Here is a 19,759-nt window from a genome sequence, read left to right as displayed (position 1 = left end):
TTAATTTCGCTTTCACAGCGCTTTATAAAGTAATACTGCCTGTAATTAATCCATAAATCGCAAAGAATGCTAAAGCACCAATTGCTACCGATGATGCTAATTCCACTCGAGTAAATATTTGCTTCGAACTCTTTTGCTTTTGAACATTGTAAAAAATAAAAATACCTGGCGCATATAAAGTCATTGTTAATAATAAATACTCTAAACCAGCTGCATAAACTAACCACACACCATAAATACTTGCTATCAAACCAATTATTATATTTTTATTTCGATCCACTTCTTCAGACCTTAAGCTATGCTTCAGTTGATAAAATGCTGAAAAAGCATATGGGATTAAAATAGCTGAAGATGCTAAAGAGAATGCAAAGTTATACGCCTGATCGGAAACGACGAATGTTAATAAGAACATTTGAATTAAGCCATTTGTTATCCATAATGAATTTATTGGAGCCTTATTTTTATTTTCTTTTGCAAACCATTTTGGAAATACTCCGTCTTTAGCCGCCAAATATGGAATTTCAGATGCGAGTAAAGTCCAGCCTAACCAAGCACCTAATACAGAGATGACTAAACCTAAATTAATAAAGATAGCCCCCCATTTTCCAACAACACTTTCAAATAAATAAGCCATAGACGGATTTTTCAAATTAGCAATATCTGCTTGCTGCATAAGTCCAAGAGACAGTAATGTAATTAAAATGTAAATGATGAGTGTACCAATTAAGCCAATAACCGTTGCTTTCCCTACATCACTTCTATTTTTTGCTCGACTAGATAAAACAACAGCCCCTTCTACCCCAATAAACACCCATAAAGTTACAAGCATTGTACTTTTAACTTGGCTGCCAACCGCTCCCCATGAAAAAGAACCAGTTTGTCCCCAAAATCCATCTAGAAACGTATCAATATGAAACGCGAAGATCCCTATAACAATAAATACAAATACAGGTACTAATTTTGCGATTGTAGTTACTAAATTCACAAGTGCTGCTGATTGAACTCCACGTAAAATTAACATGTGAACACACCATAATAATACGCTTGCACCAATAATGGATGCTACATTTTGACCGCCTTCAAAGATGGGGAAGAAATACCCTAATGAAGAAAACAATAATGTACCGTAAGCTACATTACCAAGCCAGGCAGATAGCCAATATCCCCACGCACTATTAAATCCCATGAAATTACCAAATCCTGCTTTTGCATAGCTAAAAATACCGCCATCTAAATCTGGCCGTTTTACAGTTAGATTTTGAAAAGATAATCCAAGCGCAATCATCCCAATTCCTGTTATAACCCAACCAATAATAATGGCTCCAGCACCAGCACCTTTTGCCATATCACTTGCTAAATTAAATGCTCCACCGCCAATCATAGACCCCACTACAAGCGCCGTTAATGTAAACAACCCTAATTTCTTATCTTCATCCATTCCACTCACCTCTCTTTAATTGCAATAACAATACGAAAGCCATAGTGAATGATAGTGTCTAAAGGAGGAGAAAGAAGAAAGGAAGACTCCCTTTCTTCTTTACTCCATGTTTCCTAAAGTAGCTGCCATAACCGCTTTAATTGTATGCATTCTATTTTCAGCCTGATCAAATACTTTTGAATGTTTACTGCGGAATACTTCGTCAGTTACCTCCATTTCCCTCAACCCATATTTCTCATAAACTTCCTCACCATACATCGTTTCAACATCATGGAATGCGGGTAAACAATGTAAGAAAATCACATTTTCATTTCCTGTTTCTTTAATCATTTTCATATTTACTTGATAAGGTTTCAATAACTCGACACGTTCAGCAAATTTTTCTTCCTCACCCATAGACACCCATACATCTGTATAAATTACATCTGCATTCGCAACAGCTTCTTCCACATTACTTGTTATCATTACCTGTTCATTATACTTTTTTGCTAAATCAATTACTTCTTGCTCTGGCCATAAAGATTCCGGTGTACAAATACGTACATCCATTCCAACGATCGCTCCACCAACTAGTAAGCTATTAGCAACATTATTTCGTCCATCTCCAACGTAAACGAGCTTCACATTTTCTAATTTCCCTACATGTTCTCTAATTGTTAATAAATCTGCAAGTGTTTGTGTTGGATGCCACATATCTGTTAATCCATTCCAAACCGGCACACCAGAATTTTGTGCTAAAGATTCTACAGTTTCATGATTAAATCCACGAAACTCAATTCCGTCAAACATGCGTCCTAACACTTTTGCTGTATCCTCTACGGATTCTTTTTTCCCAAGCTGAATATCACCTTTCCCTAAATATTCAGGGTTCGCCCCCAAATCCGTACATGCTACTGTAAATGCACATCGCGTACGAGTAGAGGTTTTTTCAAATAATAGCGCTACATTTTTACCTTCTAAATAATGATGTGGGACACCGTTTTTCTTTTTCTCTTTTAATTCTGCTGCTAAATCTAGAAAATATAATAATTCTTCTTGTGTAAAATCTTTTTCAGCTAGAAAACTTCTTCCTTTTAAATTTGGTCTAGTCATTAACATACTTCATCCCTACTTTCTCCGTTATTTATACTAAATATCTTTACGAACAATTGGCATACTCATGCAACGTGGACCCCCACGACCACGAGATAATTCCGAACTTAGCACCTCAATGACTTCTATACCATGCTCCCTTAATAAAGTATTGGATACATAGTTGCGATCATATGTAACAACTACACCTGGCGCAATTGCTAATGTATTAGAACCGTCATTCCATTGTTCACGGGCGGAAGCAATTGCATCTCCTCCTCCACAAGGAATAAGAACTAATTCACTTAAACCTAATACCTCTTTTAATGCTTCCATTAAAGAAGTACGATGTGTAATTTTAAGATTTTCCGCATCTGGACCTTTCTCTAAAATATAAATATTCATATTTCCTTTTGGCCCTTGAATGGCTGGGTGAATTGTAAACTTGTCATAATCAACCATTGTAAACACTGTATCTAAATGCATAAATGCTCGGCATTTTGGAATTTCTATTGCTAACACTTTCTTAATTTTATTTTGTCGGCTAAAAAGATTTTTAGCTAAACGTTCAATTGCTTTAGCTGACGTACGGGCAGATACTCCAATTGCAATTGTTTCTTCATTTAAAATTAGCTCATCGCCACCTTCAATTGGAAACTTATAATCACGATCTAGCCAAATTGGCACATTGTGATTTACAAATCTTGGATGATACTTAATGATGTACTCCATGAATAATGATTCACGTCTACGCGCCGGTTCTCTCATCTTATTTATCGTTAAACCATCGCCCACGCTAGCTGCTGGATCACGAGTAAAATATAAATTAGGCATTGGGTCTAAGTAAAACGGATAATGATCTTCCATTAATTCGTATAAATGTGTCTTCTTACTTGTTTCAATTTCGTTTTTCCGTACACCACCCATAATTTTTTGAATTAATTCTTCATTTGAAAAGGAAAGTAAATATTCTTTTAAAGTTTGATGTGCAACATTTACGTCAGCCTGTCCTTCTTCTAAAATACGATCAACAAATTCTTCTCGAAGTTTTTTATCTACTAATGCCTCAGCAGCTAGTTTTTCTAAATAAAGAACTTCAACACCCCGATTGCGTAATGTTTGTGCAAAATAATCATGCTCTTTTTGAATAATTGGTAAGTATGGAATATCGTCAAATAATAATTGTTGCAAATAATCTGGCGTTAAGTTTTCCACTTCTTTACCAGGTCGTTTTAATAAAACTGTTTGTAATTCCCCAATTTCTGAAGTAACATGTATCGGATGCTTCATTTGTTGTACCTCCTTTTAAATATGTTTGATGTCTTACAAGTACATAATAAATGCTACGCGCTTTCATATTTGTGAAAACATCCACATTATCATTGTGAAATATTAAACAAGTTATTTTTTTAAAATCATATAAATTTGTATTTTTATAACATTCCATCCCGCTTTTTCAATAAAAAAATACATATATTACGCATATATGCTGAATATTTAACTTCCGTATTTTTAAAAAAATCCTGTTTTTAATTTTTATTAAAAACAGGATTTTGCATCTAAATAATTAAATTTAACCTTTCTTCTAAAATCTCCCTATCTGATTTCGACTGAGAAATTATAAGGCATGTATCATTTCCACATATACATCCTATTTTTTCTTTCCAATCTAACTCATCAAACAAAGCACCAATAACATGTGCATTACCGGGTAATGTTTTAATAACCATTAATTGATCTACACAATCAATTTTTACAACAACCTCTCGTAATTTTTTCTTTAACTTTATATCAGTTTGTAAATGCTCTTCTGAGAAAAATTTATATATCATTAATCCTTCTTGAGAAGGTACCTTCGTTAAGTTTAACTCACGAATATCTCGAGAAACTGTAGCTTGTGTTACTAATACATCTTTTTTTGCTAACAATTCTACTAATCTTTCTTGCTTCTCTATTTCATACTCCTTTACAAATTGTTTAATTAATCGTTGTCTTTTTTCTTTTTTCATAAAAGACACCCCTTTTAATATTATAGCTCGCTATAATTTTCATCCGAAAGGGACAGAAACGAATGTTGCGGAAACGTTCATAGTTTATACTTTTTAACTGTAGATATTAAATCTAGCTAAAAAAGAGAAGAACAGCATTCTGTTCTTCTCTTTTACATTGAAAATCGTTCAATCGTTTGTTTCAAATCCGCTGATTGCATCTCTAAGTCTTTTAATAATTGATCGATTGCTATCATATTTTTAGACTGTTGCAATGTCACACGTGCCACTTCTTGTGAACCAGCTGACGTTTCTTCCGCAATTGCTGCTACAGCCTTCGTCTGTGCTCCTGTTTGATGAATGTGACTCACTTGTTCGTTCATATAGCTACTAATTTGCTTAGTTGCATCGGCAACTTCCATAATACTCGATGACATTTCTTTTAAAATTAATTCAGTAGCTTCTCCGCGTTTCGCCTCTTCTTTAGCTGTCTTCACCTGCTCTGTCATTTTCAATGCGACTTGCTGTACTTCATCTTGCATATTCCGTAATAACTGCGATATGTTTCTTGCGGAATGATCACTTTCATCAGCAAGTTTACGTACTTCTTCTGCTACAACCGCAAAGCCCCTTCCATGCTCTCCTGCACGAGCTGCCTCAATAGAAGCGTTGAGTGCTAATAAATTTGTTTGGCTAGCAATCTCACTCACAACAGAAACAATGTGTTCAACTTGTTTCATTCGCTCTTCTAATTTCTGTACATTTTCCATCGAATCTTCATTTTCTCTCGCCAATGTTTGAATGCCTTGAATTAAAGAAGTAAAGACACGTGTACTTTGTCCTAAAGCTTGAACCATTTCTGAAGACAACTCGTCAGACTGTTTTGCTTTTCCTTCTACTTCATTTGCAATAGAAGTCGTTGTATCAACAGTAGAAACGATCGCTTGAATCGATGCTGCTGATTGCTCGGCACCGGAAGAAATCTCCGCAAGAGTTTCAGACACACCTTGTGCTTGCTTTGTCGCTTCACCTGTTTGTTTTCTAATTTGCTGAACTTGATTATTTGTATACGAAAATGTAGTATCGATATTTTTTACCATGCCCCTTAAGTTCCCTAGCATCATATTAAATGCAACACTTAAAGAATTAATCTCATCATCGGTCTTTGGCAATGGGACATCTTCACGAATATCACCTTCAGCCGCTTTCCTTGCTGCTTCTTCCAACTTTCGAAGTGGTTTAATTAAAAATATTGCTGCCCCATACGCTAAAATTCCAGACCATACTACACCTAACAACATAACGATAATATTATAAACAGTTTGACTTACATAACCTTGAAAGTAATCATATATAACGTAAATGAAAATTATACTTGTTGAATATGTAATGAAAGCTAAAACTGTAGTAAATAACATAAGCTGTATACGCAAGCCAAAGGAAAATGTTTTTCTTTCTTTTCCCATCTCTTCTTTCCCCCTTCTTATAAGCAATATAAGTACTACCTATATATTATTATCCATATTTTCGTTATAGAAAGATATAGGGATTTTAAAAATCATTATTTCTTTGAATATTAAATCCCCCGAAAAAAATAAAGGATTCTGACAATTTATGACTAATAACAGAAATAAGGGGCAACATTTGTAAAATATATTTTTGACTGGGGGTTTTGTATGATTCAAGTTCGAAATCTAGTAAAATCATTTGGCTCACTTGATGTTTTAAAAGGAATTGATTTAGAAGTAAAAGAAAAAGAAGTTGTTGTTTTAATCGGTGCCAGTGGTTCCGGCAAAAGTACATTACTTCGCTGTCTTAACTTTTTAGAAATGTACGATGAAGGTGAAATTCACTTACAAGGTGAACGAATTGATCCGAAGCATTCAAATTTAAACAAAGTCCGTGAAAATGTCGGTATGGTTTTTCAACACTTTAACCTCTTTCCTCATATGACCTCACTAGAAAACATCATAGAAGCACCTATTCACGTAAAAAAATTGGAGACAGCAGACGCGAAGGATGTTGGGAATCAACTCCTACAAAAAGTCGGCCTACAAGATAAGGCGGATGTAACTCCTCACCTACTTTCAGGTGGTCAAAAACAACGCGTTGCGATTGCACGAGCTCTTGCTATGAACCCTAAAATTATGCTATTTGATGAACCTACCTCAGCCTTAGACCCTGAACTTGTTGGAGAAGTATTGCAAGTTATGAAAGAACTTGCTGAAGAAGGAATGACCATGATTATTGTTACTCATGAAATGAATTTCGCAAGAGATGTAGCTGATCGCGTCATATTTATGGATGACGGAAAGATTGTAGAGGACGCTCCGCCAGCACAATTCTTTTCAGCTCCATCACATGAACGAGCAAAACAATTTTTACGTAACGTTTTATAATGTAACTTCTGTTTCAAATGAAAAGAAATACATCCATACGGTGCACAACTAATTGTCCAAATAAAATATCTCAGTAACATACTTAATAAAACCATCCGTATGATCAATATATAGGAGGGGTTTTATGAAAAGAAAACTATTAACCATTGTTGCGAGTATTACATTATGTACATCCTTCATACTAGGAGCCTGTAGTAAGGAAAGTGCTACTACTTCTTCAAATGGTGAAAAAGAATTTCGTTATGCGATGAGTGGCTTATATAAACCTTTTAACTATAAAGAAAATGACGGAAAGCTTGCCGGTTTTGATGTGGAAATTGGTGAGGCACTTGCGAAAAAAATGAATATGAAACCCACTCCTATTACAAATCCATGGGAAACGCTAATTCAAGGTCTACAATCGAAAAAATATGATGCTATATTGGGCAGTATGGCAATTACAGAAGAACGCTTAAAAGCTGTTAGTTTCTCCAATCCTTATTATCGCTCTGGTGCCCAAATTTTTGTGGCTAAAAAGAATACATCTATCTCTTCTCCAGAAGATTTGAAAGGTAAGAAAATTGGTGTTGTAAAAGCTAGTACCTTTAAAGACCTTGTTGCAAAACATACAGATCAAGTCACAGAATATGATAGCGATATTACTGCACTTATGGACTTAGAGCCTGGACGTATTGATGCAGTAATCACTGATCAAATGGTCGGTTTACGTATGATCAAAGAAGGTAAATCAAATATAAAAGAAGCTGGAAAACCATTAAATCTTGATGAAATGGGAATTGCTATTCGTAAAGATGATAAAGAAATGGTTGAGAAAGTAAATAAAGCTTTAGATGAAATCATTAAAGATGGTACTTATGAAAAGATCAGTAAAAAATGGTTTGGGCGTAATATTCTTGGAGACGAGGCAAAAACAAAGTAAGTTAGCCATTTAGAGATTTCATAAATCATGCCCCACTTTGTATGTGGGGCACTTCATTCACTACTAAAATCCATACAATATGAGGTGACACATATGTTTGAAATTTTTATCTCTACCTATCCCACACTCTTAAAGGCTACTATTGTCACATTACAATTAACATTAACATCCCTATTACTCGGTTCACTAATTGGATTACTAGTCGCTTTCTTTCGAATCTCTAACAATAAGGTTTTAAATAGTATTGCTCATGTATATATCGCCATTATTCGTGGTACACCTTTAATTGTTCAAATTGCCATTCTCTATTTCGGTATTACATCGATTATTGTCTTCACTCCTTTTTGGGCAGGAGCAATTGCTTTAGCAATCCATAACGGTGCATATATTACTGAAATTTTCCGCGGATCCATTCAGTCCGTTGATCGTGGACAATTGGAAGCTGCTCGCTCTTTAGGGATGCCTTACCCTTTAGCGATGCGCCGGATTATATTACCACAAGCATTTCGTCTGTCTCTTCCCCCTCTAGGGAACCAATTTATTATTGGATTAAAGGATTCTTCACTTGTCGCTTATGTAGGAATGTCCGAATTATGGGGATCCGGTTTATCAATTGCCGCAGGTAACTTCCAGCAATTAGATACATATATCATTGTTGGTGTATACTATCTCGCACTAGTTCTTCTATTTACTTATCTTGTTAGTCTTCTAGAAAAACGACTACAACGAAAAGAAAATAACTCTGTCCAGGTCAAGACGAAGAACAAGAAAGAAGTCTCTTTATAACAAAAAGCAAGCTCTAAGAGAGCTTGCTTTTTCATCGTAAAATATGTCTATTATTGATTTACTTTTTTTATAGTCTCTTTTTCCTCTATATGTTCCTCACGATATGAAATATTATGAGGATCCAATCCATTTCCTAAAGAACCATAGAAATGCTCCCTATGCGGATCAACTAATTCACTTCCGTGATAATACACACGTGGTGTATTCCAAAGTGCTGCCAAAGCTTTTGTCATCGGCATTTCGTGATAGCGTTCCGGCCACATTTCTTTAATTTTATCTTTTACTAATGGATAGTATTTAGAACTCATAGCAGGAAACAGATGATGTTCTGTATGGTATGAGAAATTGAAATGTAAAACGTCTACCCAGCGCGGTACTGTTACTGATAAACAGTTTGCTAAAGGATCATTTACTGGAACAATAGGATTTAAGCGGTGATTTGTTGCGATATACGCCATTACAATAAAGTTAGCAATTAACAACGGAATCACGTATGCAAAGAACCACTTTGTAGGTCCCATAATAAACAATAAACTAATCCAAACTGTCCAGGGCAAAAGAAGTTGAAGCCATACAGATTTTTGATTGGATGACTTAAATTCTTTTATAAAATGAAAGAACATTCGAGTCGAATGTAACGTAAATTGAATTGTTAGTGACAGGAAACTAAAGAATGAACGTACATGAAGAGGCATGCGATATACCCAACTCAAAAACTTACTCTTTTTCAGTTTCTCAAATGTCGGCCATGCATCTGGATCATTCTCTTCATGCTGTGTGTGAACATGATGCGTTGCATTATGCCACTTTCTCCAAAGTTTTGGGCCAGTTGATAATGGCATAAATGCTATCGCACCTAAAAAATCACGAAGCCATGCCTTTCTTACAACTGTTCCATGTAAAATTTCATGTCCTAAAAATCCAAGTGAAGCAAAACATAATCCAAGAACAATTGCAATTCCTAGATTTGCCCACACATTCAATTCAAATACACCGATCGTTATTAAACCAGCCAATGCCACAAGTAAATAAGCCAGTCCACCAAATAATCGATTAGGAACTGGTTTAAATGCTTTTTTCGGCAAATGTGGTGCTACACGTGCTGCATACCACCCAAACGTATGAAGCTCCTTCATCCTTTTGCCCCTTTCTTATGCCGCGCCCCGCGCAACTTGCATATATCAATTCTTGCTTCCAGATTGATTTTACTACGTGATCCAAAAAGCATTTATCATAAGGAAAATATACTCACTCTATCGTCACTTAATTTTCGCTTTTATTATCAATGAAAAACATTTCTCTCTTTACTCTCTATCAACCTTTCCACATGATGAATCATAACAATAGAATTTCTATATTGTCAACAACTTTTATGACCTAGTAATAAAAGTTGGTTATATTTTTATAATTATACTTTATTTCACTAAAGAAAAAGCATAGATTTCATAAGGCTTTATCAGCTATATATACATATCCACTTAAACAACATAGACTCTATCTTATTCAAGAACTCTCTATGTAATCAACAAATGGAATCACTTGAATTTATCTTTATATAAATCCTACTTCTTCATACTGCCCCAATAAAATAATTATATTAAAATATTTTTTCTTTCGTTTAGTAAAAATAGAACGCTACGAAAACAACATACATGAATTCCATATAATATGGAAATATTAAAAGGAAAATTGTTCTAATTTGGAGGTTTTCAAAATGACAGATGACACATTTCCGCAGTTACCATCATCCTATTGGATTGAATCTACTCAATTTCCTACTTTTCCTCATTTATCCGAAAATATAAAGACAGAAGTTGCTGTTATCGGAGCTGGTATTACAGGCATTACCACCGCCTATTTACTCGCTAAAGAAGGAATGAAAGTCGTTTTAATTGATTCTGGTTCTGTTTTAAATGGAACAACTGGGCATACAACCGCAAAAGTAACAGCTCAACATGATCTTATTTATGATGAATTAATAAACAATTTTGGTGTTGAAAAAGCCAGGCTTTACTACGAATCAAATAGTAAAGCTCTACAATTCATAAACGAGACTGTACAAACATATAAAATCGACTGTAATTTCACAAATGAAGATTCGTATTTATATACAACTACCAATAATGGCCTGCGAAATTTAACGAAAGAATATGAAGCCTATCAAAAATTAAATATTCCTTGCGACTATGTTCAATCCCTGTCGATTCCTATTCCCGTACAATCTGCACTTGTGATGAAAAATCAAGCGCAATTCCATCCCCTCCTTTATTTAAAAGTACTTTTAGAAAAGTTTGTGGAGATGGGCGGAAAGGTTTATGAGCAAACAACAGCTATTGATGTGGAAAAAGGAGATTATCCACAAGTTATTACAAAGAGTGACCATCGCATCACTTGTAAATATATTGTCTCTTGTTCACATTTTCCTTTTTATGATGCTAATAGCTTTTTCTTTACGCGAATGTACGCAGAACGCTCCTACGCCCTCGCAATAAAAGCAAAAACGGATTATCCAGGGGGCATGTATTTAAGTATCGATGATCCAAAACGCTCCATACGTTATACGACAAGCAATGGAGAAAAGTTGATATTGATTGGCGGAGAGAGCCATAAAACAGGCCAAGGAATTAATACGATGCTTCATTATGATGCACTATATTCCTTTGCTGAATCTACTTTTGGAGTAGATGAAATTCCTTATAGATGGTCAGCGCAAGATTTAATCACGCTAGATAAACTCCCTTATATCGGACATATTAACGAAAGGAATCCAAATATATTTGTGGCAACTGGATATCGTAAATGGGGAATGACGACTGGAACTGCAGCAGCTCATTTACTGAAGGACTCCATTCTAAAAGTCCACAGCCCATATAAAGAACTGTTTGCACCATCACGCTTTCATGCAAATCCGGATATAAAAACTTTCCTCTCTCAGAACATTGATGTTGCTAAACACTTAATTGAAGGAAAAATTGAAACCGCATTACGTAAGCCAGAAAATCTTGAAGTTGGCGAAGGTTCTGTTGTACATGTCAACGGTAAACGAGCAGGTGCTTATAAAGATAAAGAAGGAAAATTACATATCGTCGATACAACTTGCACACACCTCGGCTGTGAAGTTGAATGGAATAGCGGTGATTGTACTTGGGATTGCCCTTGTCACGGTTCCCGTTTTTCAATTGATGGGGATGTTATGGAAGGTCCAGCAGATCAACCATTAAAGCGAGTTGATAACGAATAAAAAACAAAAAAGTTCAACGGGAATCCTGTTGAACTTTTTTATTTTTCATGACACCTTTTCATATAAATTTCGACATACGCAGGGAAATATTAACATTAAATAAAATAATATATTCATCTACAAATAAAAGGAGTGAATACTATGCAACCTTCTGCTCCACCTCATCTAGAATCTACAGAAACTATCTTTTCAAGTTCTATTACAAAACTTGTTGTTTTTATTTGTTGGCTAGCCATTCTAGCTGACGGATATGATTTAGGTATTTACGGCGCCGTTCTGCCAAAGCTCCTAGAAGACAAAAGCTGGGCACTATCACCAGCCCACGCTGGAACAATTGCCAGCTATGCTTTATTTGGGATGTTTATTGGTGCTATTCTAGTTGGAACCATTACAGATCTAATTGGACGAAAATGGACACTTATATGCTGTTTAGCCCTTTTTTCTATCACAATGGGCTTAGCTGCAATTGCTCCTTCTCCTGAATTATTTGGGTTATCTCGATTTATCGGAGGAATCGGATTAGGCGGTGTTATCCCAACGGCTTCAGCACTTACTGTTGAATATTCACCAAAAAAACGGCAATCTTTTATTTATGCTCTTATGTTTACCGGCTATCCTTTAGGTATCGTGTTAGGCGCTATTTTATCCATGTTCATGCTAGAAGATTTCGGATGGAGAATTATGTTTGGCATCGGAATGATTCCGCTACTCCTCATTCCTTTCATTATTCGTTATTTACCTGAGTCCATTCAATTTTTATTATCGCGAAATCGACAAGAAGAAGTGAATAAAATTCTTAATCGCTTTCAAATTGAACTCCATGTAAAAGATGAAATTCCTGAAACACCATCTAATATACAAAAGAAAAATGGATTTCTTACGTTATTCTCAAAAGATTACATAAAAGCAACACTACTTTTTTGGCTCACTTATATAATGGGAATGTTTTTAATATACGGTTTAAATACTTGGCTACCACAGATGATGCGCCAGGCAGGATACCCTCTTGGATCTAGTTTATCATTTCTACTTATACTAAATATTACTGCAGCTATCGGTGCATTATTTGCTGGAGCGATTGCCGATCGTATAGGAGCAAAAATTGTTATTAGTATCTCCTATCTTATGGCAGCCATATGTATTGGACTATTAACAATTGAACCATCTGTTACAATCATTTATCTTTTAATTGGTCTTACTGGAATTGGATCAGTCGGTATTACTCAAATATTAAATGCTTATGTAACACAATACTTCCCATCACATATACGAGCTACCTCCTTAGGCTGGGGACTTGGACTTGGCCGAGTTGGTGCGATTGCTGGCCCTATTCTTGTCGGTATTATTATGACAATGCAATATGACTTGGCGTGGAATTTTTACTTATTCTCCTTTGCAGGTCTTATCGCAGCTATATCTGTTTTCTTTATTCCTACAAAATAAAGTGAAACTTTAATCAGCCCTCACCAATCGGGCGTTTACGGGCAGTTGACCTCCCACCTAACTTCTTCGCTCCAGCCGAATCTTGAGGTGGGAGTCTTACTGCCCGTTAATGCGGGATAAAAAAGAGCACAAACTCACTTGTGCTCTTTTTCATATACTTCAAACAACATATTTCGAAATAATGTATTCAAACTCTCAATATCAATCCCTAATCCCTTTTCAATCCCTTTCACGTATTGCTCATAATAATCAATTTGTTCTTCTAAAAATTGATTTAACACCTCAATTTTCAATCCAACATCTAATTCCGTACCTGCTTTTTTCTTTATTAACAACTTTTCAATTTCATCTAATACACTAGGCTCGACTGATAATTCCATAATTAACCGGTCAAATTCTACTGGGGGCAATGTCCCTTTCTCTTCTAACCATTTACAAGCTAAAATAGGACGTAATACGTAAAAGTACTTTTTCAACTTTACATTTTCACCTTGTAAAAATTCACGATAGTTTTTTGAAGCCATATGTAAGTAATGATATATCGTTGATTTCGGATTAAAATCCTTTTCACTCATTTGCTGAAGCTGTTCTGGAAGGTTCGAGTTTTTCGAATAAAAAATCGGCGATCGAATCCATTCGAGTAACGCTGGATTTGACTTTGCAAACAGTTGCAATGCCTTTTTAATATCCCAACCACTTATGTCTAAATCATCACTAATTGGATATTCGATTACATCACGCTTATCATGAATTGATAAATACCATTCTACTGGATGTATATAAACAAACCTAACATCATAATCGCTATCTTTCGATGGGAATCCCCAAGCACGACTCCCTGATTCCACTGCAAATAAAATTTTCACATCATTCTCTTTTTCAATTCGTTCTAGTTCTAATTCAATTTTCTCTCTCATTTCATACCATCTCCATTTTTTGATTATTTCCCTGGTAATTCGACAAATATACGACTAATTTTACTATATACCAAAACAGCTGTCAGAAAATTTCTGACAGCTCAATAAAGCACCTATTTTTTCTTTTCCATTACAGTAGCCGCAATGCGTTCAAACTCATTTTGAATCTCCTCTTTATATGCATCCACTTTTGAAAAATCCATAGCAGCAATATAAATTCGTTCTAATTTATCACGAACTGATTTTGCTTTTGCTAAGAAAGACATTGCCTCATTCATTTTTGCTTTATATTGAATGGAAACGTCACGAATTTCTGTAGCATACTTCTCATCCGTCCCTGGTTTAACAATAAGAGCATACATATCTATAATCTCATCACCTTCGCGACTTGGAAAATATTCATGTGGTGCGGTACTATCAAAAATTGCAAATCCTAATTCTCTTACGATAACCATATCAAGACTATTCGGGTCAAATCCGCAATGATATACTTCAACGTCAAAACCTTTTTCTTCTGCTGCCTTCGATAACTTTCTAAGCATTGTTGATTTTCCAGAACCCGGGCGTCCTTTTATAAAATAACGATGTGGTAATCCTTCTGTTAAATTAGGAACAAAATCAACTGCTCCTTTCGGTGTAGCAGCTCCTAAAAAACGATGTTTCACAATCGATTGTTTTCCCTTTTTATCTGCAAATAATTTCTGAATTAGCTGATCTGTTAGTTCATTTGCTTTATTAAAATCAATGTTATTAATATATATTTTCTCCCACTCATCATGTATAACTAACGCCTCTTTAAAACATCCGTAAGCAGATTTGAAAGCCTTGCCCGCTTCTAATACAAACCGTTCAATTTCTAACTTCTGCTTTCTTAATTTATCTGAGTCCCAAGCAACTCCTAAATTTATATACTCTTCAATAACTCCTGGCATTTTCGGCTCAATAACATGCGGTGATGTTCCATCAACAATTCCTACTTTTAATTTCGGAATAATCACTCCATCAACTGACTTATTATCAGAAGAACAATGCAAAAGTTCAATATCATATCCTTTTTCAACCCATTCACGACCTATTGCCTTAATTAAAGAAGATTTTCCCGTTCCTGGGCCTCCCTTTAAAATAAACAACCTGTCTAGCCCCTTCAAATTCTCTTCGTATAAGCTGTGAAATCCTCTAGCTGTATTTCCACCGGCATAATAATTCAATACATTCCCCGTCACTGCACTCACTCCTTCGCAGCATTCTACTTACATAAGCTACAATATGCGAGCAACTTTATTTGGGTGAACACCTAATTTGTATTGCACGAAAAAAGGAAATGAATTACAATTTAAATATCACAAATATTCCGAATTTAAAACCGAATAAACCTTTATCAAGAGAGGCAGAGGGACCGGTCCTTTGAAGCCCAGCAACCTCAGTTTATGCAAACTGAATAGGTGCTAATTCCTGCAAAATGCATTGCATTTTGGAAGATAAAACTCAACTAGTATGTAAAGCTCATCTTTCTTGATTATGAAGGGTGGGCTTTTTATTATTTGAAAAAAATATATTGGAGGTATGTAAAATGAAAGTAATTGATCTATCACAAACGTTTGAAAATAATATGTCTCAATTTCCTGGAACACCAAAAATCCAACTAGAAGCCATTACAAGCGTTGAAGAAACAGGTTATCAAGTTACGAATTTTCATTCTGTCGTTCATGTTGGTACGCATTGTGATGCGCCTGCTCATTTCATTTCAGGCGCAACCACTATTGATCAATTACCCCTAAATCAATTTGTAGGCGAAGCTGTTCTTATCGATGTGACTCATGTTCAAGAGCGAAAATTACCTAAGGAAGTATTACATACTGTCGACATAAAAGAAGGCGATATTGTCATTTTCCATTCCAATCTATCTAATAAATGGAATACCGAAGCTTATGAGAAAGAAGCGTTTTATCTTTCCGAAGAATTAGCTGAAGAACTAGTTCAATTAAAAGTAAAATCTGTCGGTTTAGATTTTATTTCTCCTGATGAGGTAACGACAGAAACATCACCGATTCATCACATACTGTTAGGAAATAATATTTACTTAATTGAAAACTTAACAAACTTAGATGCCATTAAAGCGAAACGATTCTTTTTCTCAGCAGCACCTTTAAAAATTAAAAATAGTGACGGTGCTTTCGCAAGGGCATTCGCTGTTATTTTTTAAACATGGTCTACAAAAAAAGCAAAGATCACTTTTGACCTTTGCTTTTATATTTTTTATTTAAGTTAAAAAAGAATTGCTCCACCCTTGGGCGTATCCAAGCTAAATAATCTTTATCTTTCTTCTTTGTACAAGCTATCTCTTCTCCATCTACCATTTCGACAAGTTCTAGCTCTAACAGTTGCCTCGTAAATGCTACCATATTTACTTCTTCTGCTGGATATTCTTCTTTTAATTTCTCCTCAATTTCTCCCAATAAAAAACCGTCACGCATCATTGCTAGTGCATCAATCCAAAGTGGCGGCATTTCATATGTCTCTCCTGTAATCGTATCTTTTACAATATAGTTCTTTTGCTCTTTTCGAAATTGAATCGTGTGTAAACATACAGTCGAATTTAATGTTAATTCCATCATACCACCCCTTTCATCATATCCGCATAGAAAAAAGGATGCGCGTGCACCCCTTCTTTTCTTTTCATAACACTACTGAACCGTTACATGAGCTAAAAGCTCTATGTCGATATTTTCCTCCATTATAAACGAAGTTTTTTATAAAAAAAACCCTTCTTGAAACATTTTATAAAATGTTTATATTTACACAACAAGAACACTTTTCTGAAAAGTAATTTCGTCTAATGCACTACACTGTTGGTAAATAAATTTTCACTTTCGTTCCTATCCCCATACTACTTTCAATCGCGATACTCCCTTGATGTTCTTCAATAATTTTATATGTAATCATTAATCCAAGACCTGTGCCATTCTCTTTTGTTGTATAAAAAGCTTTTCCGATCTTTTCTATTTTCTCATTTTCTATCCCAAGACCTTGATCTTCAACAGAAATACACAAGTTCTCTCCAGCTTTTTCATATGCCAGAATCTGAATATTCCCGCCTCCTGGCATCGATTCAATTCCATTTTTGATGATGTTTAACAACACTTGTTTTAATTGCTTATCATCACCATTTATAACGGGTAAATTTCCATCTACTTGCAAATTAAATTTCACTTTATATTGAGTCGCATAGCTTTCCATTAACTGTACAACATATAAAAGGATTTCCCCTATATTACACCATTCATAATTTGTTGGTTTCGGTTTTCCTAATAACATCAATTCACTAACAAACCCATTAATTCTCTCAATTTCTTGCAGCATAATCTCATAGCTCATCGTATCTTCAGGATTTCTTTCTTTTTGAATTTGTGTAAATCCTTTTAAAGCTGTTAATGGATTTCGAATTTCATGAGCGATTGTTGTAGACATAGTCCCAATAACCGCTAAATTTTCTGTCTCTTTCATACTGTTCATCATCTCAACAACTGTCCTTACATAAGATTGAAATCTCTTTAATAAAGAATGCGAAATGATGAAAAAGAATATACATAATACAAGCGGAATCACAACTTTTACATCTTGTAATATCAAAGTAAAAAATACATATTTTCCAATTACACTACAGGAAACGAAATAAAAATATTTTCTGTTCACGAAAATCGGTGCAAATAAAATTAAAAATATTTCAACCATATTTCCATTTTCAAAAACACGATCACTGTGTAAATAAATCATTAAGTTATTAATAAGATCAATAAGCATGTACCCAATTAAAAATAAGTATTTCACAAAATATACATAACCTTGTTTTTGAAGATATATTGAAATAGGAAATAAAGATATTACTAATATATATACACCTATTCCCATACCACCTTCTGGCCACCCTACCCTTGCTTCATTAATATTCATAGCGGGATAAATAAAATAATAGATAACGTCATATAAAAAGAATATAATATAGAATAATAATATAAATACTTTTAAAGCTTCTCTTTCTTCATAAATCAAGCTCTTGTATTTGTTCATATAAAAACTCCTCTTGATCAATACAAAAAAACATTTCAAGTGTTATCTCTTTAAATTATAATTATGAAATTGCTTTCAGGACAACATGTAACCTTCTAATACTAAAAGGAAGGAGATACATCTCCTTCCTTTTCAGTTACAATTTACATCCATCTTACCCTATCATTTAGCAATCCATCTGTGAAATTATTATGTCCTACTACAAAATCCTTCATATATAAATTTAAATATTCCCCATACTTACTTTCAGTATTTAATAATAATTCTTCTACATAATAAGCGCCTTGTCCAAAAGCATCTAACAGTAAACTACATAAGCCAGCATAAATTCCACACCCCACTTGGAAGTACGTCGCATTTGTTTTATATTTTTGAAAAACTTGGCTACTATTCATTACATTATACATGTATGTCTCATTATGTTCATAAACGAGTAACACACCGACTAAATCTTCTCCTATAATATCATCTTCTGCTGGATTAAATACTTTACGATTCCAATTCCATAAATCTTCCACTTTATCTAAGTTCTGTCTAATTACGTTTGTTGTATACTCATTGATCCGATAAAGAAAACCCACTTCCATATTAAAAGATTTCCCTAAAATTAAAACTTCTTCATGTGGCATTAAGCAACCATAAAATTCTTTCTCACCTAACTTTACTTTATACTCTGAAGCATATACATCCTCATAAAAGTAAAGTGGACGATGATGACTCATATACATAGGATAACTCCATATCGCTTCATCCAGAAAACGCTCTACTGCCCATGATGCATAAAGTGTATGAGGTTTTATTAGCTCTTTATCATTCAAAAATGAAGTATCATGTTCTACAATATAGCATGCTCGCGGCTTTTCATTTGGACGTTCTTTCATAAGCTCAACAACCATCCATTGAACAACACCAGGATTCATACCTGAGCCTATAATCGCTCTTGTATTGGTAAAAAATGTTTCTTTCTCCTTCTCAAACCTCGTATACCTTTCCGTAAGCTGAAAACCAAGTAAACTATCGTCTTGATCTACTGCCTCATTTTCCAAAGCCGAATTAATATAACAAATGCCAAGGTCATTGCAACAACTCAGTACCCTAATTGTATCTGCACCTGAAACATCAATAACAACCTTCGTTCTTTTTTCCTTTAAATGATGTTTAAATTTGACTACATCTTGAAGGTTTATTTCATATAAAAAAAATTGCTCTTTCAAATTTGGAAACAACTCATCATAATAACTTTTATCTTTTTGTTTTATATCCACCAAATGGAAGTTCACATTCTTTATCACTTCATAAATTGGATCTTTTTCATTTACTACCGCTTGATTCAAAATTGCTAACACTGCTTTTGCTGCTCCACCAGCACTGCCAAGTAATGTAATCGAAAACGAATCTGGAAACTGCTCCACAAACAAAACCCCTTTAATAAAGTAGTTGAGCAGCACTTCCTCAAAAGTGAGTTGAATACACAAAAAGGTAGCTCGTA

17 protein-coding genes, 1 pseudogene and 1 riboswitch are annotated in these 19,759 nt (G+C 34.7%); of the genes and pseudogenes, 6 read left to right on the top strand and 12 right to left on the bottom strand.

What is annotated here, in order from left to right; genetic code table 11:
* Positions 1–22: 22 nt before the first annotated feature.
* The 6 genes and pseudogenes from arcD to MR066_RS27505 form a co-directional block, all read right to left on the bottom strand.
* On the bottom strand, positions 23–1,438 hold the full coding sequence (gene arcD, locus MR066_RS21420) for an arginine-ornithine antiporter (protein WP_242248460.1): 1,416 nt from the start codon (positions 1,436–1,438) through the stop codon (positions 23–25).
* A gap of 99 nt (positions 1,439–1,537) precedes the next feature.
* Complete coding sequence (gene argF, locus MR066_RS21415) at positions 1,538–2,536, bottom strand: ornithine carbamoyltransferase (RefSeq protein WP_002029543.1); 999 nt, start codon at positions 2,534–2,536, stop codon at positions 1,538–1,540.
* A gap of 30 nt (positions 2,537–2,566) precedes the next feature.
* Positions 2,567–3,799, bottom strand: a complete 1,233-nt coding sequence (arcA, locus tag MR066_RS21410) for an arginine deiminase (RefSeq protein ID WP_242248459.1) — start codon at positions 3,797–3,799, stop codon at positions 2,567–2,569.
* A 269-nt stretch (positions 3,800–4,068) separates the two neighbouring features.
* Positions 4,069–4,518: an arginine repressor gene (gene argR, locus MR066_RS21405; protein WP_033708744.1), complete on the bottom strand. Its 450-nt coding sequence runs from the start codon at positions 4,516–4,518 to the stop codon at positions 4,069–4,071.
* Between the two features lie 152 nt (positions 4,519–4,670).
* A complete protein-coding gene (locus MR066_RS21400) occupies positions 4,671–5,597 on the bottom strand; it encodes a methyl-accepting chemotaxis protein (RefSeq protein ID WP_472927094.1) in 927 nt (308 codons plus the stop codon).
* A gap of 15 nt (positions 5,598–5,612) precedes the next feature.
* Positions 5,613–5,798: pseudogene (locus tag MR066_RS27505) on the bottom strand (HAMP domain-containing protein); the annotation flags it as partial.
* Between the two features lie 375 nt (positions 5,799–6,173).
* Between MR066_RS27505 and MR066_RS21395 the strand changes: the two are divergent.
* The 3 genes from MR066_RS21395 (at position 6,174) to MR066_RS21385 (ending at position 8,601) form a co-directional block, all read left to right on the top strand.
* Positions 6,174–6,896 (top strand): amino acid ABC transporter ATP-binding protein, encoded by a 723-nt coding sequence (locus tag MR066_RS21395; RefSeq protein ID WP_002029539.1) that lies wholly within the window; start codon positions 6,174–6,176, stop codon positions 6,894–6,896.
* Between the two features lie 124 nt (positions 6,897–7,020).
* Positions 7,021–7,815: an ABC transporter substrate-binding protein gene (locus MR066_RS21390; protein WP_242248456.1), complete on the top strand. Its 795-nt coding sequence runs from the start codon at positions 7,021–7,023 to the stop codon at positions 7,813–7,815.
* 93 nt (positions 7,816–7,908) lie between these two features.
* Positions 7,909–8,601 (top strand): amino acid ABC transporter permease, encoded by a 693-nt coding sequence (locus MR066_RS21385; protein ID WP_002169270.1) that lies wholly within the window; start codon positions 7,909–7,911, stop codon positions 8,599–8,601.
* 50 nt (positions 8,602–8,651) lie between these two features.
* Here MR066_RS21385 and desB read toward each other — a convergent pair whose 3' ends face one another.
* Positions 8,652–9,737, bottom strand: a complete 1,086-nt coding sequence (desB, locus tag MR066_RS21380) for a Delta(10) desaturase DesB (RefSeq protein WP_002091268.1) — start codon at positions 9,735–9,737, stop codon at positions 8,652–8,654.
* Positions 9,738–10,315: 578 nt separating this feature from the next.
* Between desB and MR066_RS21375 the strand changes: the two genes are divergently transcribed.
* Together MR066_RS21375 and MR066_RS21370 are read left to right on the top strand one after the other, a co-directional pair.
* A complete protein-coding gene (locus tag MR066_RS21375) occupies positions 10,316–11,842 on the top strand; it encodes an FAD-dependent oxidoreductase (protein ID WP_242248454.1) in 1,527 nt (508 codons plus the stop codon).
* A gap of 141 nt (positions 11,843–11,983) precedes the next feature.
* Complete coding sequence (locus MR066_RS21370; protein ID WP_242248452.1) at positions 11,984–13,285, top strand: MFS transporter; 1,302 nt, start codon at positions 11,984–11,986, stop codon at positions 13,283–13,285.
* 134 nt (positions 13,286–13,419) lie between these two features.
* Here MR066_RS21370 and MR066_RS21365 read toward each other — a convergent pair whose 3' ends face one another.
* Positions 13,420–14,202, bottom strand: a complete 783-nt coding sequence (locus MR066_RS21365) for a nucleotidyltransferase domain-containing protein (protein WP_002191799.1) — start codon at positions 14,200–14,202, stop codon at positions 13,420–13,422.
* A gap of 113 nt (positions 14,203–14,315) precedes the next feature.
* A complete protein-coding gene (locus tag MR066_RS21360; protein ID WP_242248450.1) occupies positions 14,316–15,425 on the bottom strand; it encodes a PRK06851 family protein in 1,110 nt (369 codons plus the stop codon).
* Positions 15,426–15,574: 149 nt separating this feature from the next.
* Positions 15,575–15,687, top strand: a riboswitch (SAM riboswitch).
* Between the two features lie 85 nt (positions 15,688–15,772).
* On the opposite strand from MR066_RS21360, the gene MR066_RS21355 reads away from it, so the two are divergent.
* Positions 15,773–16,405 carry a cyclase family protein gene (locus tag MR066_RS21355; protein WP_002091277.1) on the top strand — a complete coding sequence of 211 codons (633 nt, stop codon included), beginning with the start codon at positions 15,773–15,775 and terminating at the stop codon, positions 16,403–16,405.
* 25 nt (positions 16,406–16,430) lie between these two features.
* Here MR066_RS21355 and MR066_RS21350 read toward each other — a convergent pair whose 3' ends face one another.
* The 3 genes from MR066_RS21350 to MR066_RS21340 all read right to left on the bottom strand — a co-directional run bounded on the left by MR066_RS21350 (position 16,431) and on the right by MR066_RS21340 (position 19,682).
* Positions 16,431–16,814 (bottom strand): hypothetical protein, encoded by a 384-nt coding sequence (locus MR066_RS21350; RefSeq protein WP_033708170.1) that lies wholly within the window; start codon positions 16,812–16,814, stop codon positions 16,431–16,433.
* Between the two features lie 229 nt (positions 16,815–17,043).
* Positions 17,044–18,270 carry an ATP-binding protein gene (locus tag MR066_RS21345; RefSeq protein ID WP_242248448.1) on the bottom strand — a complete coding sequence of 409 codons (1,227 nt, stop codon included), beginning with the start codon at positions 18,268–18,270 and terminating at the stop codon, positions 17,044–17,046.
* Positions 18,271–18,413: 143 nt separating this feature from the next.
* Complete coding sequence (locus MR066_RS21340) at positions 18,414–19,682, bottom strand: S-adenosylmethionine decarboxylase related protein (RefSeq protein ID WP_242248446.1); 1,269 nt, start codon at positions 19,680–19,682, stop codon at positions 18,414–18,416.
* Positions 19,683–19,759 lie beyond the last annotated feature (77 nt).

Source organism: Bacillus cereus group sp. BfR-BA-01523, assembly GCF_022662615.1.
In the GTDB taxonomy this organism is placed as follows: Bacteria; Bacillota; Bacilli; order Bacillales; family Bacillaceae_G; genus Bacillus_A; species Bacillus_A mycoides.
Note: the sequence above shows the minus strand (reverse complement) of the source record. Positions and strands in the feature narration are given on the sequence as shown.